Origin of the sequence: Brevibacillus sp. IT-7CA2, assembly GCF_949767855.1 — a bacterium.
GTDB lineage: Bacteria > Bacillota > Bacilli > Brevibacillales > Brevibacillaceae > Brevibacillus.
Window position 1 is genome coordinate 53,802 of record NZ_CATKQT010000033.1, and the last position, 23,325, is coordinate 77,126.

At 44.0% G+C, this 23,325-nt stretch carries 32 protein-coding genes, 1 pseudogene and 1 riboswitch; of the genes and pseudogenes, 26 read left to right on the forward strand and 7 right to left on the reverse strand.

Annotation, left to right across the window (positions count from 1 at the left end; genetic code table 11):
* The first annotated feature begins 2 nt into the window (after positions 1-2).
* From ACM6JA_RS16780 to ACM6JA_RS16875, 20 genes are all read left to right on the forward strand, one after another.
* Complete coding sequence (locus ACM6JA_RS16780) at positions 3-251, forward strand: hypothetical protein (RefSeq protein WP_414853227.1); 249 nt, start codon at positions 3-5, stop codon at positions 249-251.
* Positions 251-685, forward strand: a complete 435-nt coding sequence (locus tag ACM6JA_RS16785) for a DUF2634 domain-containing protein (RefSeq protein ID WP_414853228.1) — start codon at positions 251-253, stop codon at positions 683-685. Before ACM6JA_RS16780 ends, ACM6JA_RS16785 begins: the two co-directional genes overlap by 1 nt.
* Positions 673-1,488: a baseplate J/gp47 family protein gene (locus ACM6JA_RS16790; RefSeq protein WP_414853229.1), complete on the forward strand. Its 816-nt coding sequence runs from the start codon at positions 673-675 to the stop codon at positions 1,486-1,488. Before ACM6JA_RS16785 ends, ACM6JA_RS16790 begins: the two co-directional genes overlap by 13 nt.
* The gene (locus ACM6JA_RS16795) at positions 1,485-2,057 is read left to right on the forward strand and encodes a hypothetical protein (protein WP_414853230.1); all 573 of its coding nucleotides are present in this window, start codon (positions 1,485-1,487) and stop codon (positions 2,055-2,057) included. The genes ACM6JA_RS16790 and ACM6JA_RS16795 overlap by 4 nt, the downstream gene beginning before the upstream one ends.
* Positions 2,054-2,371: a hypothetical protein gene (locus ACM6JA_RS16800; protein ID WP_414853231.1), complete on the forward strand. Its 318-nt coding sequence runs from the start codon at positions 2,054-2,056 to the stop codon at positions 2,369-2,371. The genes ACM6JA_RS16795 and ACM6JA_RS16800 overlap by 4 nt, the downstream gene beginning before the upstream one ends.
* Complete coding sequence (locus ACM6JA_RS16805; RefSeq protein ID WP_414853232.1) at positions 2,372-2,644, forward strand: hypothetical protein; 273 nt, start codon at positions 2,372-2,374, stop codon at positions 2,642-2,644. It abuts the gene before it with no gap.
* Positions 2,645-2,703: 59 nt separating this feature from the next.
* Positions 2,704-4,887: a hypothetical protein gene (locus tag ACM6JA_RS16810; RefSeq protein ID WP_414853233.1), complete on the forward strand. Its 2,184-nt coding sequence runs from the start codon at positions 2,704-2,706 to the stop codon at positions 4,885-4,887.
* Positions 4,887-5,081 (forward strand): hypothetical protein, encoded by a 195-nt coding sequence (locus ACM6JA_RS16815; protein WP_414853234.1) that lies wholly within the window; start codon positions 4,887-4,889, stop codon positions 5,079-5,081. The genes ACM6JA_RS16810 and ACM6JA_RS16815 overlap by 1 nt, the downstream gene beginning before the upstream one ends.
* A complete protein-coding gene (locus ACM6JA_RS16820) occupies positions 5,081-5,218 on the forward strand; it encodes an XkdX family protein (RefSeq protein WP_414853235.1) in 138 nt (45 codons plus the stop codon). Before ACM6JA_RS16815 ends, ACM6JA_RS16820 begins: the two co-directional genes overlap by 1 nt.
* Positions 5,219-5,314: 96 nt before the next feature.
* Entirely contained in the window at positions 5,315-5,773 is a 459-nt protein-coding gene (locus ACM6JA_RS16825) for a holin family protein (protein ID WP_414853236.1), read from the forward strand.
* Between the two features lie 2 nt (positions 5,774-5,775).
* A complete protein-coding gene (locus ACM6JA_RS16830; RefSeq protein WP_414853237.1) occupies positions 5,776-6,588 on the forward strand; it encodes an N-acetylmuramoyl-L-alanine amidase in 813 nt (270 codons plus the stop codon).
* 457 nt (positions 6,589-7,045) lie between these two features.
* Positions 7,046-7,921, forward strand: coding sequence for an ATP-binding protein (locus ACM6JA_RS16835; protein ID WP_414853238.1), 876 nt, complete (start codon positions 7,046-7,048; stop codon positions 7,919-7,921).
* Positions 7,922-7,946: 25 nt separating this feature from the next.
* Entirely contained in the window at positions 7,947-8,282 is a 336-nt protein-coding gene (locus ACM6JA_RS16840) for an STAS-like domain-containing protein (protein ID WP_414853239.1), read from the forward strand.
* Complete coding sequence (locus ACM6JA_RS16845; RefSeq protein ID WP_414853240.1) at positions 8,282-8,908, forward strand: hypothetical protein; 627 nt, start codon at positions 8,282-8,284, stop codon at positions 8,906-8,908. Before ACM6JA_RS16840 ends, ACM6JA_RS16845 begins: the two co-directional genes overlap by 1 nt.
* 90 nt (positions 8,909-8,998) lie before the next feature.
* Positions 8,999-9,181, forward strand: coding sequence for a hypothetical protein (locus ACM6JA_RS16850; RefSeq protein WP_414853241.1), 183 nt, complete (start codon positions 8,999-9,001; stop codon positions 9,179-9,181).
* Complete coding sequence (locus ACM6JA_RS16855; protein WP_414853242.1) at positions 9,165-9,437, forward strand: hypothetical protein; 273 nt, start codon at positions 9,165-9,167, stop codon at positions 9,435-9,437. The genes ACM6JA_RS16850 and ACM6JA_RS16855 overlap by 17 nt, the downstream gene beginning before the upstream one ends.
* A 114-nt stretch (positions 9,438-9,551) precedes the next feature.
* Positions 9,552-9,815 (forward strand): hypothetical protein, encoded by a 264-nt coding sequence (locus ACM6JA_RS16860; RefSeq protein WP_414853243.1) that lies wholly within the window; start codon positions 9,552-9,554, stop codon positions 9,813-9,815.
* Positions 9,816-9,968: 153 nt separating this feature from the next.
* Positions 9,969-10,157, forward strand: a complete 189-nt coding sequence (locus ACM6JA_RS16865; protein ID WP_414853244.1) for a hypothetical protein — start codon at positions 9,969-9,971, stop codon at positions 10,155-10,157.
* Positions 10,115-10,684, forward strand: a complete 570-nt coding sequence (locus ACM6JA_RS16870; RefSeq protein ID WP_414853245.1) for a restriction endonuclease — start codon at positions 10,115-10,117, stop codon at positions 10,682-10,684. The genes ACM6JA_RS16865 and ACM6JA_RS16870 overlap by 43 nt, the downstream gene beginning before the upstream one ends.
* Before the next feature lie 34 nt (positions 10,685-10,718).
* Positions 10,719-11,690 carry a thermonuclease family protein gene (locus ACM6JA_RS16875; protein ID WP_414853246.1) on the forward strand — a complete coding sequence of 324 codons (972 nt, stop codon included), beginning with the start codon at positions 10,719-10,721 and terminating at the stop codon, positions 11,688-11,690.
* Positions 11,691-11,920: 230 nt separating this feature from the next.
* Here ACM6JA_RS16875 and ACM6JA_RS16880 read toward each other — a convergent pair whose 3' ends face one another.
* Positions 11,921-12,760 (reverse strand): discoidin domain-containing protein, encoded by an 840-nt coding sequence (locus tag ACM6JA_RS16880; RefSeq protein ID WP_414853247.1) that lies wholly within the window; start codon positions 12,758-12,760, stop codon positions 11,921-11,923.
* 241 nt (positions 12,761-13,001) lie between these two features.
* On the opposite strand from ACM6JA_RS16880, the pseudogene ACM6JA_RS16885 reads away from it, so the two are divergent.
* From ACM6JA_RS16885 to ACM6JA_RS16895, 3 genes and pseudogenes are all read left to right on the forward strand, one after another.
* Positions 13,002-13,379 (forward strand): annotated as a pseudogene (locus ACM6JA_RS16885) (protein prkA); the annotation flags it as partial.
* 70 nt (positions 13,380-13,449) lie between these two features.
* Positions 13,450-14,607: a sporulation protein YhbH gene (gene yhbH / locus ACM6JA_RS16890; protein ID WP_064201653.1), complete on the forward strand. Its 1,158-nt coding sequence runs from the start codon at positions 13,450-13,452 to the stop codon at positions 14,605-14,607.
* An 87-nt stretch (positions 14,608-14,694) separates the two neighbouring features.
* A complete protein-coding gene (locus tag ACM6JA_RS16895; protein WP_017251937.1) occupies positions 14,695-14,982 on the forward strand; it encodes a YiaA/YiaB family inner membrane protein in 288 nt (95 codons plus the stop codon).
* A gap of 298 nt (positions 14,983-15,280) precedes the next feature.
* Here ACM6JA_RS16895 and ACM6JA_RS16900 read toward each other — a convergent pair whose 3' ends face one another.
* The 6 genes from ACM6JA_RS16900 to ACM6JA_RS16925 all read right to left on the reverse strand — a co-directional run bounded on the left by ACM6JA_RS16900 (position 15,281) and on the right by ACM6JA_RS16925 (position 21,202).
* Positions 15,281-16,330: an alpha/beta hydrolase gene (locus tag ACM6JA_RS16900; RefSeq protein ID WP_414853248.1), complete on the reverse strand. Its 1,050-nt coding sequence runs from the start codon at positions 16,328-16,330 to the stop codon at positions 15,281-15,283.
* Between the two features lie 121 nt (positions 16,331-16,451).
* Positions 16,452-17,942 (reverse strand): methyl-accepting chemotaxis protein, encoded by a 1,491-nt coding sequence (locus ACM6JA_RS16905; RefSeq protein ID WP_414853249.1) that lies wholly within the window; start codon positions 17,940-17,942, stop codon positions 16,452-16,454.
* Entirely contained in the window at positions 17,935-18,489 is a 555-nt protein-coding gene (locus ACM6JA_RS16910) for a GNAT family N-acetyltransferase (RefSeq protein WP_414853250.1), read from the reverse strand. Before ACM6JA_RS16910 ends, ACM6JA_RS16905 begins: the two co-directional genes overlap by 8 nt.
* Positions 18,490-18,683: 194 nt before the next feature.
* A riboswitch (cyclic di-GMP riboswitch) is annotated at positions 18,684-18,767 on the reverse strand.
* A 171-nt stretch (positions 18,768-18,938) separates the two neighbouring features.
* Positions 18,939-19,601: a peroxiredoxin-like family protein gene (locus ACM6JA_RS16915; RefSeq protein ID WP_414853251.1), complete on the reverse strand. Its 663-nt coding sequence runs from the start codon at positions 19,599-19,601 to the stop codon at positions 18,939-18,941.
* A gap of 84 nt (positions 19,602-19,685) precedes the next feature.
* Positions 19,686-20,363: a Crp/Fnr family transcriptional regulator gene (locus tag ACM6JA_RS16920; RefSeq protein ID WP_414853252.1), complete on the reverse strand. Its 678-nt coding sequence runs from the start codon at positions 20,361-20,363 to the stop codon at positions 19,686-19,688.
* Positions 20,363-21,202, reverse strand: a complete 840-nt coding sequence (locus ACM6JA_RS16925) for a DNA alkylation repair protein (RefSeq protein WP_414853253.1) — start codon at positions 21,200-21,202, stop codon at positions 20,363-20,365. Before ACM6JA_RS16925 ends, ACM6JA_RS16920 begins: the two co-directional genes overlap by 1 nt.
* 133 nt (positions 21,203-21,335) lie before the next feature.
* Between ACM6JA_RS16925 and ACM6JA_RS16930 the strand changes: the two genes are divergently transcribed.
* The 3 genes from ACM6JA_RS16930 to ACM6JA_RS16940 all read left to right on the forward strand — a co-directional run bounded on the left by ACM6JA_RS16930 (position 21,336) and on the right by ACM6JA_RS16940 (position 23,291).
* On the forward strand, positions 21,336-21,521 hold the full coding sequence (locus ACM6JA_RS16930; RefSeq protein WP_414853254.1) for a hypothetical protein: 186 nt from the start codon (positions 21,336-21,338) through the stop codon (positions 21,519-21,521).
* Positions 21,522-21,645: 124 nt separating this feature from the next.
* Complete coding sequence (locus ACM6JA_RS16935) at positions 21,646-22,353, forward strand: DNA alkylation repair protein (RefSeq protein ID WP_414853255.1); 708 nt, start codon at positions 21,646-21,648, stop codon at positions 22,351-22,353.
* A gap of 161 nt (positions 22,354-22,514) precedes the next feature.
* Positions 22,515-23,291: an amino acid ABC transporter substrate-binding protein gene (locus ACM6JA_RS16940; RefSeq protein WP_414853257.1), complete on the forward strand. Its 777-nt coding sequence runs from the start codon at positions 22,515-22,517 to the stop codon at positions 23,289-23,291.
* The last annotated feature ends 34 nt before the right edge of the window (positions 23,292-23,325 follow it).

Genomic DNA, 23,325 nt, shown 5'->3' on the forward strand with positions numbered 1-23,325 from the left:
TGATGCATTCGGTCATTGCAAAGCTCAGGGGTCATGCACAGGAAGGCATTCAGGACACCCAAGTAGAATTCGGTGAGCTTTTGGCGTTATCACCATTGTCCGTAAAGTTAGACGAGGACCCGGTACCACTGGAAGAAGATGAATTGGTGAAGCTGAACCCGTTGAATTGGAGACCCGAGGATGTCGGAAAGAAAGTGGCTTTAATGCGCTGCACTAACCTTCAGTACCTGCTACTTGGGGTGGTGGAGTAATGTTTCCAGAGCTGAACGGAGATGAAACACAACTGGTTCAATCCGCTGACAACCCGATTCCATGGACTTATAAATTCGACTGGACCACAAAACAATTTCAGCAAGGGCCAGATGGTCGCTATTTGCGAACGACTACCTATGCGGAGTACCTGGAAGAGACAGCAAAGAAAATCCTGAATACACGTCGTTTCCGGTACGAGATTTACTCGGAAAGGTACGGAGTAGACTTCCTATACGAGACAGGAAGGATGCGCTCAGGCATTTCATTGCCAGCGATTAAGACGCAAGCACAAGAGGCGCTAGAGGCTCACAGTGAGGTTGAGCGTGCGGAAGTGGTAGACATTCGGTTTGAGGACAACCGAGTCATTTTTTCGCTTGAAATTGAGGGTACGAGAGGGACAACCAGGACGGAGGTGGATACATGGCAACGATAGACAAACCAGAAATGCCGATACTCAGGGAAACTCCAGATCAGATTTATCAGCGGATGGCGAATCGGATGGCATTGGTGGCGCAAGATCGAGGGGAGACGCCGCCAGCGACAGATGAGGGCGAAATTTACTATGACCTCGGTTACCCGATTGCAGAAGAAATCAGCGACCAGCAGCAGCTATTTGAGTACGGCTTTCTCCAGCGGTTTCTCCCCTGGGCCGACGGAGAATTTCTGGATGCCACAGGCGTATTCTTTGGCTTATCTCGCAATGAGGGGGAGACAGACGACGCCTACCGACAACGACTCATTGACCGAGCTCGGACAGAAGAGGGAGACGGCAGACGCCAAGATTACGAGCGGTGGGCGCGAAATGTTGACGGGGTAGGCGGAGCTGTTGCCATCGAGAAGGCGCGACATGATCTATCTATCGACGTGTATATCACAGACCTGTCAGGAAACCCAGCGGGTCTGGATTTAGCTACGGTTGTACGTACGAAGCTGGAAGACAAACGAAGGGCCTTACACGATTTGCAGGTACTGCCAGCAAACGTTTATCCGGTGACTATCGCTGTAAAACTTGTCTTGCGACCAGACGCAGAAATCGAGAAGATCAAAGACCAAATCACCACACAAGTAAAGACCTACCTAAAAGGGCGTTCTCAGATCGTGTACCAGCAGATCGGGGCGCTCTTTTTTGTGGATGGTGTTATCGACTTCACAGCATACACACTGAACGGTGGAGAGTTGAATTTAACGGTTCCGGCTGATTCTGTATCGACCCTAACCATGGCGGTGACAACATGATTCCAGAACGCTATCGGCGGATGTTGCCGCCGCAATGGTACGAGAATGACGTAGCCGAGTACCATTTCGAAGGATCGGAAGAAGCGGTCGATGCTTTCAATACGCAGCGCGAGGACATTCTACAGCAGTTTAGCCCATGGTCAGCTACCTGGGGGTTGGATATCTGGGATTGGATTTATTTTGGGAGAAAGCAATTGCTGAGCGTGGAGGAACGGCGAAAGAACATCCAGCAAAAGCACTGGTCATATCTTGGATTTACCCCAAGCGTGCTACGGGCTATTGGCTTGAGTTCATCGTCATTCAAGCAAGTACAGATGGTCGAGGATTACGGCAAAAAGGTCATTCGATACGTCTACCAGATTGAGGATCGATTCAATACAAAGAACGCGGTACATGCGGTTGAGAGGATCAGACCAGTACATTGTAATGGGGTCGCTTTTGAACCTGTGGTGTCCGAAAAAATCGAGCTGCGAGACGTCTTAGTTGTCGGGATAAAGGAGTATCACAAGGTCTATGAGTTTCGAGTAGGTATGACACCTATTAGACGCTATGAGGAGGTCGTGAAATGATCCTGCCAAGCTATCTGCAAACCGTCCGTAATGACCTGCTAGATAGGGTATCGGGTGGCGACATTTTGATAAACGGCTCAGTTTCAGTACCTGTACAGGCTGTGGAGATTGCTTCACATCCGATTGCGGGTATCCAGGATGGAATAGCGCTGCAAGTATCTGCTCAGCATGTCGCAAGCGTGCCAGTCATCACGGATGTGAAGTTGAGGACTCGGACGGGAGCTGTAGTTGCTGAGAAAACAGGGACTATCGAAATGAATGGGGCGCAGTTTGTAAACCTGACCTTTGTTATCGAAGCGAGAGGAGGGGTGTAAGTGTCCTATGTAGCGAAAACGGACTGGAAACACGATGATCCGGTAACAGAAGTGGACATTAACCGTTGGGAGCGAGGCATTGCGGATGCCCACGCGGAGCTGACTGTGCTGAAAGCGGATGTTTCGAACCTGAAAGTCCGAGTGAATACGATCGAATCCACCTTGCCTGACGGATTTGTACACAACAATTTTAACGATGACCTGTCCACTATCAGCTCAATCAGAGTGATTCGGGGCTACTATAACGAGGCTCAGAGTCGGTTGGAGGTTTAGATGGGAGAAAAAGGAATGGGTCGCAATAACGGCCACTTGCAGAAGGGAGGCAAGCATCAATGGCAACAGGAGACCTAATTAAACTCGGAACACTTTATCTAGGCTCTAATAAAATGTTAAGGCCCACGAGGCCATGGGATAACCTAACTCCACCAGGAGCTCCTGGACCGGGAAATATACCTGTGCATATGAATTATACATTCTATATAGGAGATACAGATTTTCATGACGCATACAAAATACAATGGCGAGAGGTTAACCATAATGGTAAAAGATTGTTAATCTCAGATAGGGTCATACTTTGGGGCATGACGTGGGATGCATTGAATGATCTAGGTTTAGTATTTGGAAAGAATGTTACTATTGATGGTCAACAATATATCTTACGACTACTTACAGGTGGTTCTAGCAGACGAGGATCAGACGATTATGCAGGTGGTTCTCCTTCAACTAATGAATGGGATCAATACATTGTGAATGAAGCCGGTCTTAGTGGCTTGCCAATTCCAACAAGTTCTGACCTCGATAAAGTGCAAGATGCGAATGACTTCAATGGCGCACACAATCAATTCTGGAATTGGTTCTATGCTGATTCGTGGGGGCAAGAGGCGATTGTTGGTAGTGGTAATCGTGTTATAAGAGGTTACAATTCAGCTCAGTACTTCGATGTTTTTTCAAAATCTAATCAAGCGAGTGCTGGATGGCGACCTGTACTTGAGGCATTAAATACATCACCATCACTTAAACTCACTTCACCACCAGAGAATCTTCTAGGGGCAGATGGTAATTGTGAGGACACAAGTAAATGGACAAAGAGTTCAGTATATATCTCTTTGACTCTTGATTCCAACAATAAGAAATATGGAAACTACAGTATCAGATACTCTATTTCTGGATACGGCAGCAAGGCTACAGGCGGGTTTTGGAGTCGAGATTTATTAAGTCTTGTGGACAAGAATCAATACTACGTTGCATTGGTAGATGTGAAAAACGGTAATGCTGATTCTGCGTTTTGTAAGGTGTCATTCAGGGCTGACGGTTCTGTCTATAGGGATGGTAATAAACTAACTGATAGTACCAAATTCAATACATCTTATGTGAAAATTTCTCCTACAGATCTTGCTGCTGCTAATGCACTCACTGTATGGGGTGTTGCTACAGCGGACGAAGGAGAATATGCGTATTTTGACGGATTCCGAATATACCAAGTAAGTCAGGATACTTACAACAAGATAGGTGTCGATCCTGAGTACACAGGCGAAAAACTCGCTCAAAAGTTTCCGTTTACCGAGACTGCAATTAATCAAACATTATCGGAAGGCAACACAATGGCTGTGCAGGGCTCGGTATCTGATACTGACGCCAATGATCCTGTCACCATTTACCTGCAAATTAATAATGGAACCATATTGGCTGTAGATTCTAAGGTATCAGACGGAGCTACAGCCATTCCTTTTGCCAAAACACTGACCTACAAAAACAAACGGGTCTACTCTGGCACAACCGATTTAGTCGGCGCGGACTTGGCGGAGAATACGGATCACACGTTAAAAGTGTGGGCTGAGGACAACAAACAAGGAAAAAGCACAGAGGTTATCCGCAAGTTCAGGATTATTTGGAATCGTCCTCCGGTAATTGATGGTGAGAACAAGGACCTCGGCGTTTTCATGCAGCCTCCAATGGTTAACTATTCTGCCACCGATCCAGAGGGCAACACCTTCACCTTTAGCGAGTATCTGAACGGGAAACAAATCAAGTCGTTTGCGGGCGCAGCCGGACAGCAATACACAATTGAAATTAGCCATGACGCTTGGATTCGATTGGATTTGGACGTACAGCATCAAATCAAGATCGTTGCCACGGACAGCGCGGGAATTTCATCCGAACGAATTTACACATTCACGCGAAAAGAGACACATATCGAATTCATGTTGGATTATGGCAATCCAGATATTCAAGCAGACTTCACATTAGACGGCATGCCGTTACGTGTATTAGTGACACTTGAGCGATACTTGCCAAAAGGCTCGTTAATTGAAAGTGTGAAAGTCTGCAATAACTATTTAGATGCCGTGCCGACATGGGAAGAATGTACGGGTGCGGTAAAGGGTAATCGGGGCTATCTCTTTACCAACAAAACGAAGACTGCCGCAAATTGGGCAATCAATCTGTGGGTCATTCTTGCAAAGGGAACAGCAACAGAGCGAGTCAGATTGAACGGCTACGGAGGTGCGTTCGATTAATGAATATGCAAAATAAGCAGGCTATCTCAGTGATTAGAGAAAAGCAACAAACAGATCCAGTTACGACGATCGGAGAGGAGCTTTCCACACTCAAAATTAGCAATATCCAAAAAGATGCGTTAATCCAGACAATGGGTGAGCAGCTGGCCCTAGTTAAACTTGAGCTAATCCAATTGAAAGGAGGTGGTAACTGATGGCGTTCTGGGCTTTGGCGTTTAGCATGAAGTGGGTATCAGCAGAAAAGCTGCGACTTGCTGTAAAGACTACGTCCAATCCTTATGGAGAAATCTCTCCAGAGGAATTCACGAAAATCACTAACCAGGAATTCTAGGTTGGTGATTTTTTATTACAACAAGACCTTGAGTGAGCCTCGTACCTAGCGGGGCTATTTTTGTTGCCCCGAGGGGGTGAGGAGGAAGATGAGCTGATGAAGTTTTTACAGAGTTTAGAGAATGTAGTGACTCCAGCAAACGGAATGGCAGCAACCGCGGGAGTGTTTCTTACCCCGATATTCCAGTACCTCTATGGAACGGGTCGGCTCGATATTTTAATCGTGCTTTTTCTTATGATTTCACTCGATTGGATCACCGGTATTTCTGCAGCGAAAAAGGACCATACCTACTCGTCTGATTATGGTCTTTCCCGAATCCCACGGTCGCTGTTTCTTTTTGCACTGCCGGCCGTAGCAAATTTGCTGGATCGGGTGATGGGCACACCCGGTTTTCTGTTTTATGGAGTTACATTCGGTCTACTCTATCACACATGGAACAGCCTCACAGCGAATGCACACCGAGCAGGTTGGCCTGTACCGAAGTCGGTCGTAAACTTGGTCGGTTCGGAGATCAAAGCCAAGACTGAGCGTGCTGCACGAAAGGAGACAAAATAACAATGAATATGACGATTCCCGGCGCGCGTGTGACAGATGTTCGCGCCTCTTTACCACGACACAAAACATTAAGGTATGGACGACGCAAACTATCAGATATACGATCGGCTGCCATTCACCATTCAGCTACAGTAAGCGGGTCGCCAGAGGCATTCGCTCGCTACCATGTTGGCACAAATGGTTGGCCGGGCATTGCCTATCATTTTGTGATCCAAAAGGACGGAGTGATCTACTGGTGCAACGATCCAGAGGCAATCTCTTACCATGTTGGCAACAGCAACCGTCATGCGCTAGGCATTTGCCTTGTTGGGGACTTCCGGACACAGAAACCGACGACTGCGCAACTTGAAGCCGCAAATCGCCTGATTCAGCATCTACAGGTACAGATTCCATCCATGAAGCAGGTGCTTGGTCACCAGGAGTACCCCGGCTATGCATGGAAAAACTGCCCTGCATTCCCAATGGGGAAATTTCGGTTGGATTATTCACAGTATTTACAGAAGCCTGTGGACAAAGCAGACAAGCCACAGCAAGCGCCTGTTGCTATCAGCCTGAATGGTTCGCTGTTATCAGTGACTGGTTTCCTAAAGGATGGTGTGTCTATGCTACCAGTTCGAGCGGTTGCAAATGCAGCAGGCGGCAAAGTGGAATGGATCGAACAAACAAAGGACGTTCGTGTTAATGGTAAAGACCTTACTGAAATGGTTGTGTCGGGTTCAGCTTACGCTCCGGCTCGTGAGCTGGCAGCTGTGCTTGCCTTACATGTTGAATGGGATGGAAGTACAAATACGGTGGGAATGAGAAGAGGAGTGTAGAATAATGAAAGACTTTACTTTCTGAGCAAGCATAGGAAATCTGTGTTGCTTATTATTACGGGTGGGCTGGCTATTGCTGGCACTTATATTGGTATTAATGAGGAAGCACAACAACAGATATTGAAAGCTGTAGAAGGCTTATTTTAAACGAGTGAAGCCCTCCTTCGGAGCAATCCGGGGAGGGGTTTTCTTGTGTGAAGGGGAAGGTGAGAGTGTGTAACATTACACTTGCTTACAGAAGTTTACACTTCCAGAGTTTGCAATGAGTGACTTGAAAATCTGGTAATATATAAGAACAAACAGAGTCTCAATCAAATAACTATTGAATAGAATACGGAGCTATTTTTATATGGAATTATCTGCGCGTGTCATAATGCCATCCATGGAAATTGGTAATTTTGAGAGTGAAATGATAGAATTATCCATATAAAAATAGAAGTATGGGGGCAATTAAAGCGTGAGAACCATTCGTATTCCAGCTATTAATGATAATCAGATGGATTTTTTTTATCTCTTCGCTTTATGGTATTTAATAAATGAAAGCAAAGAAGACATAAAAATAGATTTTTCAAACTGTACATTTTTAAGGCATAATGCTGTCGCAATGTTAGGGGGACTTAAGAGACTAGCTTCATGTAATTCCGTTGAGGTTGTTTTTGACTGGGCTACTCTTAGATATGGCGTAGCATCAAATTTGCGGAAAAACGGGTTTGTGAAACACTTTGGTGTTAATGATTGGAGTTCTACAGGGAATTCGATACCCTACAGAGAAGATGTTAGAGATGAGTCCAATTCTTATATCGAATATCTTAAAAATGAATGGCTATACCAGGGGTGGCTAAACATTAGTACTATGCTACGTGATGCGATTTCAAGTAAAGTTTATGAAATTTACAGAAATGTATTTGATCATGGACTGTCTCCGATTGGTGCATTTAGTTGTGGTCAGTACTATCCAAAATTAAATGAGTTATGTCTCTCGATAGTCGATTTTGGAATAGGAATACCAAATGAAGTGAAAAACTATTTAAATAAACCAGAGATGTCTTCGAAGAAGGCTCTTGAATGGGCATTTAAAACGGGAAATACGACGAAGCCAAGTAATGAACACGGGCGTGGGATTGGTCTTGGAATATTAAAAGAATTTATTAAAGCGAATAATGGTAAGTTAGAAATTTACAGTAATGATGGTTATGTTAAAATCACTAAGGATCATGAAGAATTTAGTGAAACTAATTTTTTCTTTGGAGGCACAATTATTAACATCACTATTATTAGGGATGAGGCATACTATTGCTTTGCATCAGAAAAAGAGAATCAACCACTTTTTTAAAGGAGTTTTCCCAATGAGGATATTTGTGAAAGAGATTACAGGAAATAATTGTATCACTATGGATCAAGGACAAAAAGTTTATGAATTAATAATGCCCGCATTAAGTAAACAAACTTATGTAGAGCTTAACTTTGAAGGTATTAGTATTTATGCATCGCCGTTTTTCAATGTTGCAATTGGGAAATTATTAAAAGATTTTTCGAGTGCAGATTTAAATACTTACTTGAAATTCGAAAATTTGAACCCGACTGGGTTAGAAGTACTAAAAATTTCAATTTCTAATTCACAACAGTATTTTAAAGACGAGAAACATAAAAAAGTCATTGATGAAGTCATTCGGGAACAAGGGGATGAATTTTAGTGCCAGTATCATATAATATCCAAGCTGAGATAGTAGATATACGAACTGACACACCCAAACCAATTGATGAGTTCTTAGTTGATACTAATGTTTGGTTTTGGATGACATATAGCAGGGCGAGTTTAGGAGATAATCCGCCTTGTCATTATCAAGTAACCCATTACCCTACATACATAAGTAATGCGCTTAATTATCAATCCAAACTATATCGATGCGGTTTATCATTAGCTGAGCTTGCTCATATCATAGAACGAAATGAAAAGGAAATATATAATAAATCTAACGTCCCACTTAAACCCAAAGAGTATAGGCATAATCTACCTCAAGAAAGAAAAGGCGTTGTTTCGCAAATTGAAGTTGCTTGGAAACAAGTGAAAGGTTTGGCTAGGTCAATTGAAGGATTAATAATTGATGAGACATCTACAGACCATGTGATGGCTAATATGGCATCGCAATTATTGGATGGCTATGATTTATTTATTTTGGATTCGATTAATAAGACGGGAATTATAAAAGTAATCACTGATGACGGCGATTATACATCAGTTCCAAATATACAAATATTTACGGCAAATCGAAATGTAATTGATGCTGCTCGTACTCAAGGTAAACTTATTTCTCGATGATATTGAAGCCCTATTAGGGCTTTTTTTATTTACACGATTTCTCCTGTTCGTATATAATGCGAACAAACGTTCTTGTTAAGGGTGATTCCAATGGAAAGAATCAATGCTGTTATTGATGGCCAACTCCAAGCGATTCCGGTTTTAACCTCAAAGCATCTCAAAGCTATAAGCAAAATCCACACAGGTGGTATCCCAGGATGTGCTCCTGATATTCTCCGCGATTTGGTAGAGGCTGGGCTGGTGGAGGAGACTTCAAATGACCTTATTGTATGAACATCACTATGAGCAAGTCATAACCCCGTTACCTCCAGTTGATTCAGACGTCTTGGCTGAAATGAACGTCATCATTTACGACTCGGTACGTAAAGACTATGCGATCAACGTCAGCTGGCATGAAGAGTGTATACGTCGGGAATGGGGAGTAGTAAAAGACATCGACCGGGATGAGAACAAGATTAAGCTTGTGCGGGTCGATGGTATATGGTGGGTGCCAGTCGAAAAATTATTGCAGGTTGAGCGGGTGTATTAGACGATGATACAACCTGACAAATGGCGAGAGATACTACACGAAACAATTCTTTATGGCATGCTTTTTAAGGCGATAGCGCTTGACGCAGAATGCCTTAATCAGGATCATCTCAAAATGTCATACCGCCCCATGCTCGATACCGTATCGATGTGGGCTGAGCGAAAACACCACGAATACCGGAGCCAGTTTGGGAGGATGGGTGGGAAAATTCATGTCCAGAAGACAACCGATGGTTTTCTATACGCTGTAGTTGTAACTATCCGTGGCCGACAAGAAGAATGCCTCTATAACGTGTCGCATATAAAAGCTGAATGCCAGGTACGGCTTAACAATTATCTGTACGACGCCAAGCAGCAAGCAACTGGGCGTGTAGAGTAAATACCGAGGGATTACAGTATGCCAAGAACCCGCCTATTCGTAAAGAAGGGTGGGTTTTTATTATTTTGTATATTTGTGTATAATTGTTTCGTTTGTTAGAAAATAGGGAATTAAATATGCTGAAAGAACTATTTTTGAAAGGGGACTGTACTTTTGGCACGAAGAAGGAAAAAGGGAGATGACCCGATAAGCCAGTTGGTCGGACTGCTTTCTTTATTTGCATTTGGCGGGGCATATTACTATACAAATTCATTTATCATCGGTGGAATTGCTTTTGCTGCTGTAATGGGTGCTGCTCTTTGGATTGCATTGCTCAGAGCGCAAAGAGAGAAGAAAGATTAAGGAAATCAGGAATCCGCGAAATTGATACTATGGATGGTCTCCAATTCGAACAATACCTTGGACTGCTTTTTCGTTCGCAAGGGTATAAAGTAGAAGTAACAAGAGCTGCAGGCGACTATGGGGCAGATCTTATCATTCAAAAAGATGGAAAGAAAATTGCAGTACAAGCAAAGCGCTACAGTAAAAATGTGGGGATTGAAGCGGTACAACAGGCGCAGGCTTCGATTGCTCATTACAAAGCACATGAAGCGTGGGTAGTAAGTAATCGTGATTACACAGATGCTGCAAGAAATCTAGCTACTTCAAACAAAGTAAGGTTAATAAATCGGGAGAAGCTTATTGAAATGATTCTCCTGATGAATCCTACAGCAAAACCAGACCCTAAAAAGGTGATCGCACAATTCCAATCGAAAACACATATCTGCGACAAGTGTGGTAACCAGATGGTCTTGAGAAAAGGGGCAAAAGGTGAATTCTATGGCTGTAAAGGGTATCCGAAATGCAGAAACTTTAAAGCAGCTCGGTAAAATCTAATACGTCTGGATATTAGGGGGACTTATTTTGAAACTTATAAAGATATTGGGCTGGATTTTTTTACCTTACATAATGGTATTTGTTGATTGGAAACGACTAGGGAAAGTTGGTAAGCGTGTAGGAGCAGCATGGGCCATATTAGCATTAATCATTGGGGTAGCTGGCAGAGATACCACTAATAAACCAAGTCCAAGTAATACGACTGAATCGGCCAATGTAACATCTGCAGCAGTAAATTCACCGAAAACAGAGGCCGTTAGTTCCTCTCAAACTGTAACCACAGATCAGCAGGGAGTTTCGGCTTCGGCTACCGATGTAAATACTACTCAGAATACACAACGGATTCAAGCAAAGGTCTTGGAAGTGGTGGATGGAGATACTATCAAAATAAAAATAAACGACAAAGAGGAGACTGTACGTTTTCTTCTAGTCGATACTCCTGAAACGAAGCACCCTAAATACGGGGTACAACCATTCGGTAAAGAAGCAAGCGACTTCACGAAGCAACTCCTTACCGAAAAGACAGTGGAGCTAGAACAGGATGTAAATAATGGTCCTGACAAATATGGACGACTTCTCTACTACATTTATGTAGATGGTAAATCGGTTCAAGAGCAATTGCTGGAAAAGGGGTTGGCACGCGTCGCGTATGTGTACGTACCTAACGTGAAATATGTTGAACAGTACCGTAAAATTCAAGAACAAGCCCAAAAAGCCGGAGTTGGAATTTGGTCAATTGAGAACTACGCCCAAGAGGATGGGTACCATTCGGATGTTGTAAAAAAGAACGAACCGGAGCCCAGTAAAAACACCGTGGCTACCCAAACTTCACCGAAGCCTAATCCCCAACCCCAGCCAACTCCTCAGCCAGTACAGGAAGTGTATTATGCTAACTGCAGTGAGGCAAAAGCAGCAGGCGCGGCTCCTCTTTATAGAGGTGAGCCTGGGTACAGAGAGAAGTTAGATCGTGACAAAGACGGAGTTGCTTGTGAGAAGTAAGATTTAAGCCTTCTCATTTGAGAGGCATTCTATGGCATATCAAAATCAATTGTCACTGGCGTGGAACGCGAGTATGTTTACATGATTAAAGCACGCGTCAAAATGCGGAACTGGACAAAGAGCGGTATGCTTCGTTCACCTGTGTTTGTCGATTTTATTCTTTCAGCATAGTTCAGCGCCCCAAAAAATTACGAGGCACCTTCCTGTTAGATAGGAGGTGCCTCGACGTGTTATTTGGTATATTCCATCACTTCAAACGATTGAATCTTGCTGAATGCTACATAATCTTTTCGAGCTGTGAATGGCCCCTTGTTAAAATCCTTGTCGAACATGTATGTCTCTTTGCCACGTCCGTCTGCTCGGCCATTATACCAGTCGATGAAGTCCTGTACTTCTGATGATGATAATTCAAATTCTTTTTCAAGACCGCTGATCATCTTAATTACCAATAAAGCATGATCACCCGTAGGTTCTGGCTCTGGATTCGGATCGATAATATTCGCCTTTTCCATAAGTTCCATCTCAGCAATATTTGATACGATTTCGCCGTTATTTTCAGAAATGCTAATTCGGTAGTATTGATACTTATCTGTGTTGGAGAAAGTGTATTCCCGTTTTTGACCTGCTTCCCAATCAGTTTCATCTACATGTGTATCAAGAATAACCCAATTGCTATCGTCGTTACTTCCTTCAAAAGTCCATGCTTTCGGAGCAAACCCTGGAATTCTTGGATCGCCATTAATATCAACTCTCATTTGAATCGTATATTTTGCAACTTGTTTCTCATTATTGGATCCAAAGTCAATTTTTAGCCAGCCTTTTGTGTTTTTGTTCTCTGTTGACCAAGGTCTGTCATCAATCTGATTGTTGAAAGCCTTCCATGCATCATGATCAGGAGCATAAATTCCGGAAGATGACACAGTTATGTTTCCTGACGTGTTGCTTGAAAGTTGAGGAACTATATCTTCTGAATATTGTGTACTAGCATTTGTAGATGTTGGATTAAGAATCAGCATCGCTACTAATACTACAGCACAAAGTCCTGCGTAAGCTTTTCGTACCTTAGTCATAAAAAGTAAGTCCCCTTTAATTAAATATTTGTAATTAGGCCTAATCACAACATGGAATATACAGGAACGTGAATCGAGTAGCAAAACATATTTTTCCAAGAGAATAGGCTAACCCGTCCCTGTTTTGAGGAGACGGGTTTCCTTATGGTTTATGAAAAATGCCCTCTCCAACTAATGGAAAGGGCATTAAAATAAGGGAAGAAGAGAGAGGACTTTAAGTGCATATCATTTAACATAGAATAAAATCCGTGACCCCGTTACAGGTGAGGAGATGGATCCAGATGAGCGCCTGATGCGTTCTATCGAGGAACAAATCGGCATCTCGGAAAATGCCAAGCGGGCCTTCCGTGAAGAAATTCTCATCCGTATCTCGGCCTATGCGCGTAAAGGGAAGCGTTTTGACTATAGCACGCATGATCGTCTGCGGGAAGCTATCGAGAAGAAGCTGTTTGCCGATCTGAAGGATGTCGTCAAGATTACGACCTCGAACAAAACACCGGATGAGCATCAGCTCAAGAAGATTAATGAGGTCACCAAGCGTCTTATCGAAGAGCATCAATATTGCCCAGTTTGCGCAAATGAGCTGCTGCGCTATGTGGGTAGCCTGTTGAACAGATGACAGAACTTTGGCGACATGAGGAGCACGTCATATTCGGCGCAGATTGCGCCAGTTGCTAGGAGGAGACGGCATGAAAGATGAATCATCGTTCATTGTCTCCCGGGAAGACTGGTCGCTGCACCGCAAAGGGTACCAGGACCAAAATCGACACCAGGAAAAAGTGAAAGAAGCGATCAAAAAAAATCTGCCCGATCTCGTCAGCGAAGAAAACATCATCATGTCGAATGGTCGGGAAGTTATTAAGATCCCTATTCGCTCCCTGGATGAATACCGATTGCGTTTTAACTTCCAAAAGGGAAAACATGGCGGTCAAGGTAAAGGAAACAGTAAGGTAGGCGATGTCGTAGCCCGTGACGGCGATCCGGCGCAAGGGCCAGGAAAAGGTCAAGGAGCGGGTGATCAGCCAGGTGTAGACTACTACGAGGCTGAAATCAGCGTAGAAGAATTGCAGGAGATGCTTTTCGCCGAGCTGGAGCTGCCGAACCTTCAACAAAAAGACGAGGAACAAATCGTCGTGGAAGAGACTCGATTCAATGATGTCAGGAAAAAAGGCTTGATGGGCAACATTGATAAAAAACGTACGCTGATCGCGGCCATCCGCCGAAATGCGCTGGCAGGCTACAGTGATATGGAGCTGGGGATCACCGATGATGACCTGCGCTTCAAGACGTGGGAAGAGATCATCAAGCCTCATTCCAATGCTGTCATTATTGCGATGATGGATACGTCGGGAAGTATGGGCGTGTTTGAAAAGTATATCGCCCGCAGCTTTTTCTTCTGGATGGTACGTTTTCTGCGCACCAAGTACGAAAAAGTCGAGATCGTCTTCATTGCCCATCATACGGATGCAAAGGAAGTAACGGAGGACACCTTTTTCTCGAAAGGGGAAAGCGGGGGGACGATCTGCTCCTCTGCCTACAAGAAAGCGTTGGAGATCATCGATAGCCGCTATCCAACTTCGCAGTACAACATTTACCCGTTCCATTTTTCCGATGGCGACAACCTCACGTCTGACAATGAGCGTTGCGTAAAGCTGGTAAAAGAGCTCATGGAGAGATGCAACATGTTCGGCTATGGCGAAGTGAATCAGTATAATCGTCATTCAACCCTCATGTCAGCATATCGCCACATCAAAGAGCCGAAATTCATGCATTGTGTCATTCGGGAAAAGGGCGAGGTATACAAGGCGTTGCGTACTTTCTTTGGAAAGAAGGAAGCTGTGAGGTAATCCATAGAAGCAACCGGGCGAGAAATCGTCCGGTTGACTTGTATTTGTTTGCATGAGTCGGATGAACAAAATGTGAGGGGTGTTACTATGTATCCACAAAAGCATCGGATGCGCAACACAGGAGCCTTCACTTTCTTGGCATACTTTACATTGGGCGCAGGTGTACTGCTATTTTCCATCGGTTTATACAATGCAACAGGTCTTCAGCTGCACGAAAAGGGGTATTATATCGCATGTATGCTTCTGGTAGCAGTTGGATCGATTTTGACGCAAAAAGTAGTGAGAGATAATGCAGAGGATCGAACGATTATCGAGGAACAGGAAAGAGAATTTAATTTGAAGGTATCGAAAGCGGAGAAAGAAACGCCGAAATAGCCTCTTTTTGAATGACTGTCTGTAGCATATTTTGAACACTCGTATTCAGTAGGAATAAATTACTGAGCGATACAGGCTGAGTAAGTCCTGGCATCGTTCCGAGTGCATACTGAATCTTTTCTGCTTTCGCATTGCCGATATGACCGAGCCCCAATTCTTCTAAAGCGATCGAGGCTAAAAGTAATGTAATGGCATTCTCACGAGTAAGGCTGATTGGATGTTCGCCCAATCTGGTCAAAATTGGACGGGGATGCAGCTAGCGGGGGAACCAATGGATCGGAAAAGAAAACCGCCAGGGTCATGCCCTGACGGTTTTTCGAATGAGCTGCACAAACTCCTCTGCTTTTTCGATATGGGGAGAATGCCCCACATTTTCCATGACAATCTCCTGATAGGAACCACCTGCTCGCTGATATTGATCCAGCACATCGCGGATTTGGGAGACCATCGGTTGAGGGGGATATTCTTCTTCTCCCGGCCATCCCGGCACATAGCCGAGTTTGCCCAACGTACCAAAATCAGCAAACGATTGATCTGAGATAATGGCGTCATCCGCTCCCCGAATCCATAAAATTGGACACTTTGGTTCCATCTGGACAATGCCGGACAAATTGACGTATTTAGGCGAGATCGCATTATTGATTCCCGTCGTTCCAGGTGCGACACCAGGCCAATCGCTTACGTATTCGTGGGCACCGGGATAAAAGCCTTCTCCAGTCCTCGTGGAGAGGATTGCATTCACATAGCGTTCTTCCTGCTCGGGGTTAACTCGAAACGGAGGTTTGAAATACAGCTGATTCATGACATTACGCGGGCTTGAGGGAGATTCATCGTTCATATCCTTGGCCGCAATCCTTTTGACCAGCTCGGAGTTGGTGGCTCCTCCGCCAGATCCGGCGAAGCTGCTGTAGCACGGGGTGCCCGCTATATCCTTGGTTCCGCCAAAGCCGTAAGGGGACATCGGCGCGACCAGAATCAAAGAACGGACTTCCTGCGGGTAATCGATGGCAAACTGCATCACGATCCCTCCACCCAAAGACCAGCCGGCAAGATGGACAGGTGTTGGCAAGTCCAATGCTCGAATAAACGAATGAAGGTCATCCGACCAGTCTCGCAAACCGCGTGTTGCATCGATAGGCAATGCTTCACTTGCTCCATAGCCACGCATATCAGGTGCATACACACGGTACTGTTCACAAAGAGCCGCAATGGTATCATCCCAGAACAAGCTGGCTGATGCATTGCCGTGAATGAGGAGAAGCGGTTCTCCTTCCGATACGCCTGCTGTCAGGTAGGAAACAAGCAATCGATCGGTCTGAATCGTTTTTTTTTCGATTCGTGCATCCATCAATGATGTGCCTCCTTTCATTGTATAAGAGCGTAACTATCAGAATATTTACATTATATATCTGTTCGGTTACAAAACGAGAAAAGAAAACAACCGCCCATGAGAGGCGGTTGCAGGAATGCTACATATGGAGACCACGCATCTGTTGTTCGATTTTCTCAAAGCCGCCAGAAACCTTAACGACTTCGTCTTTTTGCTCAGAAACGAGAACAAGCACTTCTTCCAGGCTTTCTTTGTTCTTGTCGGTAATATCTGCGTTGACTTCTACTTTTGCGCCGACTTCCTGAATCATGCTGTGCACATGGATGATGAACTCTTGCAGGTTTTTCGTTTTATCCGCAAAGTTTTGCATGTAGTTGTCTACATTGGTGAACATTTCTTGTACTTCGAGGATGCCCTCGCTATTTTTCTCAAAAGAAGTCTGTGACTCGGAAATCATATCCGATACGAGCTTCATTTTTTCGCGAATGGTCATGAGCAGACTCGAGATCGACTCAGAGGATAGCTTGGAGGATTCAGCCAGCTTGCGTACTTCATCTGCTACGACAGCAAATCCTCGGCCGTGTTCGCCTGCGCGAGACGCTTCAATCGTGGCATTGAGTGCCAACAGATTGGTTTGTGCAGAAATCTCGGAAATGGTTTGAATGATTTTCCCAATTGATTCGGTTTCTTTATTGAGCTCTTGAATCAGCTGGTTCGTACCTTGGATGTCCGTGATGAATCGTTCAAAGTCATTGCCGATGTTGCCAATGCGTTTGCCGCTCTCGCTAGTGGCTTCTTTGGTCGATTCTACGTACTCATGCATCTCTGTAACAGAGCGAGTCATATCCTCAACTTGCAGATTCGTCGAGCTCATTTCCCGACGCAGCTCGTCCGTATTGCTGGTCTGGACCGTAAAGGACTCCATAATGTCTTGCAGGGAAGCGACGGTTTCGACTGCGCGAACATTCACACCGTCCGTCACCTGGTTCAAATTCTCTTGATAGTCTTGCATAGAGGTAAGTGATTCATTGATCTGATCCAGAACACGTTGCAACGATTCCTTCGAGGCAATCGCTTCTTGCTTTTGTTGCTCACTTTCCTCTTGCAGCTTGTTATTGAATACAGCATGCATCATGCTCGTGACTGAGACGAAGCAGAAGGTAAGCAGGAAGTACATCAGATCAATATTATTAGTCGAATGGAAAATCGTTTCTCTCTGTGTCAGGAAGTAGTAAGAGACAATACCCAATGTCGATACAATCGTCAAAATATTGATGAGTCGGTCTTGATAAATCCCCATGACTGCTACAAAGAACATAATGGTCATGATATTGATCATATGCGGGTCCAGTCCAACTACGATGAACATGAAGATCCCGATTACGGCGAAGTTGAAAAACTTCATGAAGGGCGCTGCTTTTTCACGGAAGCGCGGGCGATTGGAGATGTAAGTAAAAGGTGCCAGCACGCCATACAAAATACCCAGTATCGTGAAAACGAATGTGTACGATACGCCTAGAAAGAGGTTTAAGACCTGAACAATCGTAATAATACTTGCGAATACGATTACGACCCAATTGTTTCTTCTTCTCAATAAATCAATGTTATCCATGTTGTCCATGTTACCCACCTACCTCGACTTTTACTTGGTTGGATGACGACGAATTGTACCAGGAATATTTCGGATCGTGCTTATTGTCATAGACATCTTTTAGATGAAAGAGGGTCGGAATGGCATCGGCCCCTTTGTAAAAGATGATATCTTTGGTCTGAGTCGCTTTTACTTGATACTTCTTGTTAATGAACGAAAAAAAAGTCGGATCTGCTACCCCAATTGCGTGGGTATAACCATGCTTTTCAGCGTAATCTATCATCAAGCAAATTCCCTTTGCCCCTAGTTGTCCGCGGTATTTCGGCAAAACAGCGAGACTGTCTACCTCCATTACTTTCATATCTTCTGTAATAACATCCTGAAAAAGTGATTTCATATAAGCACTTGATTTGGAAAAGGGCGTCATTTCAAATGTTCCACCTGCTTCACCATCTTCGGCAATTAAGAGGAACTGAGCCGAGCCTTCTTTCGCGTACTCCATCTCGAAGCCCATGCTTGTCCATACTGTTTCTTTGATTTCATGAAATTTTGCTAACTCTTGTACCGTTTCTACTTGTTTGTACATAACTTGTCCACTCCATCATTTTCTCTGATTGAACCATGTTGTGTATGTTTGACGTCTCAAAAGTTATGTTTTTCCATCCGTTACGAAAATGAAAGTGCTTTCATCCTCCTTTCAAAAATGTAAACACAAAAAAAGGCCGTTCCATCGAAATGGAACAACCGAAGCTACCAACATCGAATAAATAGTCTCAAGATGATGGCAACCCGGCTATCATGGTCAAAGACTGTAGACCCGTGGTTTTGCGTCGCCACCTTTCGATGACTTTGCCTTTTGCATTTTTTAGCAAAATTTGTAAAAAGGTGTCGAATTTTGCTAGATATAATCATGCAAAATATAAGCCAAAAGATATAGCTTTGTCAAGTTTTGGTAGGGAAAAGAAACTAATTGTTCATAAAGCATAGACGTACAAAAAACCAGTTATGGTATCAACTGGTTCTTCATTATAGGCGTTAGGTTAGGGTACGCAGAATGTCTAAAACTTCGGTTGGCTCCATTCGCTTTTTGTAATCTGGATCTAAACATGCTAACCGGATTACGCACTGGTTGTCGAGGATATAAGTAGCCGGAATGGGGAGCGTCCAAGAATCGTCACTATTAAAATGCTTGAGATCAATATCCAATGATCGGTAGGTATCCTGTAAATAATCAGGCAGTCTGAATCTGAGTTGATATTTTTCTGCTACATGGTTATTGGTATCGCATAACACGGGAAAGCTCAGTCCGGTTTTCTCTTGCATAGTAAGAGAGTATGCAGGAGATTGTGGACTAATGGCAAACAATTGGGCACCCAGAGAGGTTATCGTATCGATCTGTTTTTGGTATGCTTGCAGCTCCAAATTGCAGTAGGGGCACCATGATCCACGAAAAAACGTGAGGACGATGGGACCTTTTACGATTTCTTCCGACAAGGTAATGGTCTTGCCAGTGTGATCGTTCAATGTGAAATCATGCGCAATCGAACCAATCGGCAAGCCCTTTGCGTGTCCAGAGGTCCTCAGCTCCTCGATTGATCTTGTAAATGAATCTGTTACTTCACGAGTGAGGAAGTCTGCTATTTGAATGGTTGTATAATCTAGCTCTTCGCGCAGGCTCTGAAAATGTGGTTTATCCATATGTCGTTCCCCTCTTTTTCGAAAGAATAGTAGAAGCCATAGCTTTACGATATCTTTCTTTTGAAGGGAAAGATGTAAACTGGATTACATCTTCTTTAAAATGTTGTCCCGATGAATGGAAATGGTTTTAAAGCCTGTTTGAATCAGTTCTTCTCTTGCTAAAGCACGTAATGCTACCGTCACAGCTTCCCTGGATGCCCCGACAAAATGGGCGAGCTCTTGATGGGAAAGAGGTAACTCAATTTGTTGAAACGCAGAACTGTTAGGATTGCCAAATTGGTCGGCAAGCCTTACTAACGTGGAAATAATGCGATCTTGTAAAGGGAGAAGGGCAAGATTTTCGGCTGCTTGGCTGATCGAAATCATTCTATCGCTAATGATCTTCATGATCTTCATCATCAGTTGCGGATGTTCGATTAAGTAGCTCTCAAATTTTGCTTTGCTCATTTTACAAATGAGGCAGTCTTCGATGGTTTCTATATACATCTCCCGTGTACCTAACGAGAGCAGATCCACTTCTCCAAACACATTGCCTTCTCCGAGGATATCAAATGTAAACTGCCGACCATCCCGATTTACTTTATATAAACGTACTTTCCCCTGTTTGATGAAGTAGAATCCCTCCGAAAAAGTTTCTGGTGTTTGAATGCACGTATTTATGGGGAAAGGGGTTAAGGAGGTTAATTGATCGATTAAGCGCAAACTTTCCTCGGATAATGAATTCAACAAATAAAATTGGGATAAATATGTGATTCGGTTCATCATTTCTGTTCGGTCTGGGTCTTCAGAATGGTTCTTTTCGCTTTGGTAACAATTCTTTTCGTTTCCTTTGTATCAGAGATTCTTAGCCACTCGTCACAAAGCTGTATCACCCAGTCTGGTTGTGATTTACTCGCATCGTTCAACCAATTCCCTACAGAATCTTGAACATATTTAGATGCATCTGACTTCACTGGCATGAGCAAAGGTAGGCAGAGAGCAGGATCATTTTTCAATGCGTCAATATGCTTACACCAGACACCTCGTGGGCGTGTGGCTTCTACCGCAAAGCGGCGAGTATTTTCGTCGGTATCAAGTACCCATTTGCTCAGGAGTTGAATGGAATGGTTCAGATCATGCACGAGAGAATCTCGAATCGCCATCCATGCGATCTCTCTCACTCCAAAATGATGATCTGCCGCGAATTTTCTTATTTGCCTTAGTTTTTCTTCGAGCGATAAGGTGTTGTCCAAGCCAATGATATAGGCACTCCAACAACGTACACTGTCTGACTTGTGGGTAGCCAACGATAGGAAAACGGGAGACGTAGCTGTGGGTTCACCCGATTTGTGTAAGATCGCAAGTAGTTCTAGTCCAATCAGACGGATAGCTTTCATTCCGCTCATAGATCCCGTTTCTTCTAATTGATCAACAAGTCGAGCGACATGCGCATCTAATTGAACATGAGGCAGAACGCTTCGTAATAGATGAATATGATCAACAGCCTGCCATTCAGTCAAATTGACGCTTTCTAATTCTCCAGTATGAAGGAGTGCTAATACATTTTCAGGGATGAGTGAGGCTTTAACTGCTCCTTTTCTCGTGTGTACCGAATTCGGCATTTTCAACAAACCCCTTTTCACTGAAATGATAGACATTCAAAACGGAATAGCTGCAACAAAAGTATACATAAAAATCACCCGTAACAAAAATTTTCCAACCAACCGATAACTAGAAGGAATAGGAGGGGATTTTATGAAGGAAGTAAAAGTGATTCAATTTTACTTTTCTGGTGGCGGTGAAACGATTAGCATCGAATCGACGGAACCGGAAGAGATCATTCAAATGGTCGCTAATCAAAGCAACGGATGGCTTCAATATGATGATGTTGTCATCAACGTCAGAAATGTTTCGTATATCAAAGTACGCAATCAGGCGTAAGGATAGGAAAAGGGCGTCAAGCTCCAATACGAAAAAGCTCTCCTTTGAATGAGGAGGGCTTTTTCGTGTTGGAGGTATCGCTGCTGGTTATCCTATTTAATAGAAGAAAAAGGAGGGTGGAAAGATGACGTTGGAAGAAATCATGCAGAAGCTCGAAGCGATGGGGACAGAGCAGACGAAAAAAACGTTGTTGCGGCATGGGGCGAAAGAGCCTTTGTTTGGTGTGCGAGTCGGCGATATGAAAAAGCTGGTCAAGGAGGTAAAGCGTGATCAGCAGCTCGTTCAGGCGCTGTACGATACGGGAAACTACGACGCCATGTACTTGGCTGGATTGACGGTTGACCCGAAGAGCATGACAAAAGAGCGGCTGCAGGCTTGGGTCAAGGAAGCGTCTTGGTACGCGCCCGCCGAATATACGGTTGCGAGTGTAGCCGCTGAGAGCCCTTTTGCTATGGAGTTGGCGAGGGAATGGATCGAGTCAAAAGAAGAGATGGTAGCCACATGTGGGTGGAATACGTATTCGAACTACTTGTCGATTACTCCCGATGAACGGCTAGATAAAGAAGAAATCAAGCGGCTCCTCATGAGAGTAAAGGAGACGATTCACCAGGAACAAAATCGCGTACGGTACACCATGAATCAATTCGTTATTTCAGTAGGAGCGTATGTACCGGAACTTCATCAGGAAGCGTTGGAAGTGGCAGCAGCGATTGGCAAAGTACATGTGGACGTCGGACAGACAGCGTGCAAGGTTCCGTTGGCTACGGAGTATATCAAAAAGATAGAGGAACGAGGGAGTGTCGGAAAAAAGAAAAAGACGTGCATCTGCTAGTCGGGCATTTTACTCATTCATTTGGCGTATATTTCTAAGGTGCTTTTGTTTACTAAAGTATCGACTATTCCTTGCTAATGTGCTATCATGATACCTTGTTAACGTATTACCACTTTATCAGAGTAAAATATAGAGTAGGAAAAACGAGGGGGATCATCACGATGAAGAAAATAGCATGGATGTCATTGTTATTGAGTGCGATGGTTTCGTTGGTAGTGGGCTGTTCCAGCGCAAAGACTGGCGCTGACGCGAACAAGCTGATTATCGGAATTGATGATAAGTTCGCACCAATGGGATTCCGGGATGAGAAAAATGAGCTAGTCGGTTTTGATATTGATTATGCGCGTGCAGCTGGCGAAAAGATGGGGAAACAAGTCGAGTTTCAACCTATCGATTGGAGTGCAAAAGAGTCTGAACTAAATAGCGGTCGTATCGACTTGATCTGGAATGGATATACGATTACGGATGAGAGAAAAGAGAAGGTTCTCTTTACCAAGCCTTATCTGAAAAACGCGCAAGTAGTTGTTACGATGGCAAATAGCAACTTGACCAAGCTGTCGGACTTGGCTGGTAAAGGAATTGGTTTGCAAAAGCTGTCTTCCGCAGCTGATGCTGTCAATGCAAGTGACATGAAAAATCAGGTCAAATCAATTACAGAGTATCCTGATAATGTACTGGCATTGAGCGATATGAAGATTGGCCGCGTGGAAGCAGTTGTCATCGACCAGATTGTAGCCGATTACTACATGGCAAAAGAACCTGGAATCTTTAAGCTGTTGGAAGAATCACTTGCACCTGAGGAGTATGGAGTGGGCGTCAAAAAAGGGAACGAGGCGTTATTGAACGAACTGCAAAAAGCCTTGGATACCATGAATCAGGATGGAACAGCAGCTAAAATATCGGAAAAATGGTTTGGCGAAAATCGCGTGTTGAAATAAACGGAAGATACGATGGCTTCGCCGAATGATTGGC

What these genes read in the sequence shown, in the direction of transcription:
- ACM6JA_RS16935 (WP_414853255.1), top strand. Translation starts at nt 21,646, where the DNA reads ATGACGTTGGAAGAAATCATGCAGAAGCTCGAAGCGATGGGGACAGAG.
- ACM6JA_RS16855 (WP_414853242.1), top strand. Translation starts at nt 9,165, where the DNA reads ATGACCTTATTGTATGAACATCACTATGAGCAAGTCATAACCCCGTTA.
- ACM6JA_RS16785 (WP_414853228.1), top strand. Translation starts at nt 251, where the DNA reads ATGTTTCCAGAGCTGAACGGAGATGAAACACAACTGGTTCAATCCGCT.
- ACM6JA_RS16915 (WP_414853251.1), bottom strand. Translation starts at nt 19,601, where the DNA reads ATGGATAAACCACATTTTCAGAGCCTGCGCGAAGAGCTAGATTATACA.
- yhbH (WP_064201653.1), top strand. Translation starts at nt 13,450, where the DNA reads ATGAAAGATGAATCATCGTTCATTGTCTCCCGGGAAGACTGGTCGCTG.
- ACM6JA_RS16825 (WP_414853236.1), top strand. Translation starts at nt 5,315, where the DNA reads ATGAAGTTTTTACAGAGTTTAGAGAATGTAGTGACTCCAGCAAACGGA.
- ACM6JA_RS16880 (WP_414853247.1), bottom strand. Translation starts at nt 12,760, where the DNA reads ATGACTAAGGTACGAAAAGCTTACGCAGGACTTTGTGCTGTAGTATTA.
- ACM6JA_RS16860 (WP_414853243.1), top strand. Translation starts at nt 9,552, where the DNA reads ATGTCATACCGCCCCATGCTCGATACCGTATCGATGTGGGCTGAGCGA.
- ACM6JA_RS16790 (WP_414853229.1), top strand. Translation starts at nt 673, where the DNA reads ATGGCAACGATAGACAAACCAGAAATGCCGATACTCAGGGAAACTCCA.
- ACM6JA_RS16815 (WP_414853234.1), top strand. Translation starts at nt 4,887, where the DNA reads ATGAATATGCAAAATAAGCAGGCTATCTCAGTGATTAGAGAAAAGCAA.
- ACM6JA_RS16910 (WP_414853250.1), bottom strand. Translation starts at nt 18,489, where the DNA reads ATGTACAAACAAGTAGAAACGGTACAAGAGTTAGCAAAATTTCATGAA.
- ACM6JA_RS16930 (WP_414853254.1), top strand. Translation starts at nt 21,336, where the DNA reads ATGAAGGAAGTAAAAGTGATTCAATTTTACTTTTCTGGTGGCGGTGAA.
- ACM6JA_RS16820 (WP_414853235.1), top strand. Translation starts at nt 5,081, where the DNA reads ATGGCGTTCTGGGCTTTGGCGTTTAGCATGAAGTGGGTATCAGCAGAA.
- ACM6JA_RS16850 (WP_414853241.1), top strand. Translation starts at nt 8,999, where the DNA reads ATGGAAAGAATCAATGCTGTTATTGATGGCCAACTCCAAGCGATTCCG.
- ACM6JA_RS16830 (WP_414853237.1), top strand. Translation starts at nt 5,776, where the DNA reads ATGAATATGACGATTCCCGGCGCGCGTGTGACAGATGTTCGCGCCTCT.
- ACM6JA_RS16940 (WP_414853257.1), top strand. Translation starts at nt 22,515, where the DNA reads ATGAAGAAAATAGCATGGATGTCATTGTTATTGAGTGCGATGGTTTCG.
- ACM6JA_RS16900 (WP_414853248.1), bottom strand. Translation starts at nt 16,330, where the DNA reads ATGGATGCACGAATCGAAAAAAAAACGATTCAGACCGATCGATTGCTT.
- ACM6JA_RS16895 (WP_017251937.1), top strand. Translation starts at nt 14,695, where the DNA reads ATGTATCCACAAAAGCATCGGATGCGCAACACAGGAGCCTTCACTTTC.
- ACM6JA_RS16780 (WP_414853227.1), top strand. Translation starts at nt 3, where the DNA reads ATGCATTCGGTCATTGCAAAGCTCAGGGGTCATGCACAGGAAGGCATT.
- ACM6JA_RS16810 (WP_414853233.1), top strand. Translation starts at nt 2,704, where the DNA reads ATGGCAACAGGAGACCTAATTAAACTCGGAACACTTTATCTAGGCTCT.
- ACM6JA_RS16925 (WP_414853253.1), bottom strand. Translation starts at nt 21,202, where the DNA reads ATGCCGAATTCGGTACACACGAGAAAAGGAGCAGTTAAAGCCTCACTC.
- ACM6JA_RS16795 (WP_414853230.1), top strand. Translation starts at nt 1,485, where the DNA reads ATGATTCCAGAACGCTATCGGCGGATGTTGCCGCCGCAATGGTACGAG.
- ACM6JA_RS16800 (WP_414853231.1), top strand. Translation starts at nt 2,054, where the DNA reads ATGATCCTGCCAAGCTATCTGCAAACCGTCCGTAATGACCTGCTAGAT.
- ACM6JA_RS16920 (WP_414853252.1), bottom strand. Translation starts at nt 20,363, where the DNA reads ATGAACCGAATCACATATTTATCCCAATTTTATTTGTTGAATTCATTA.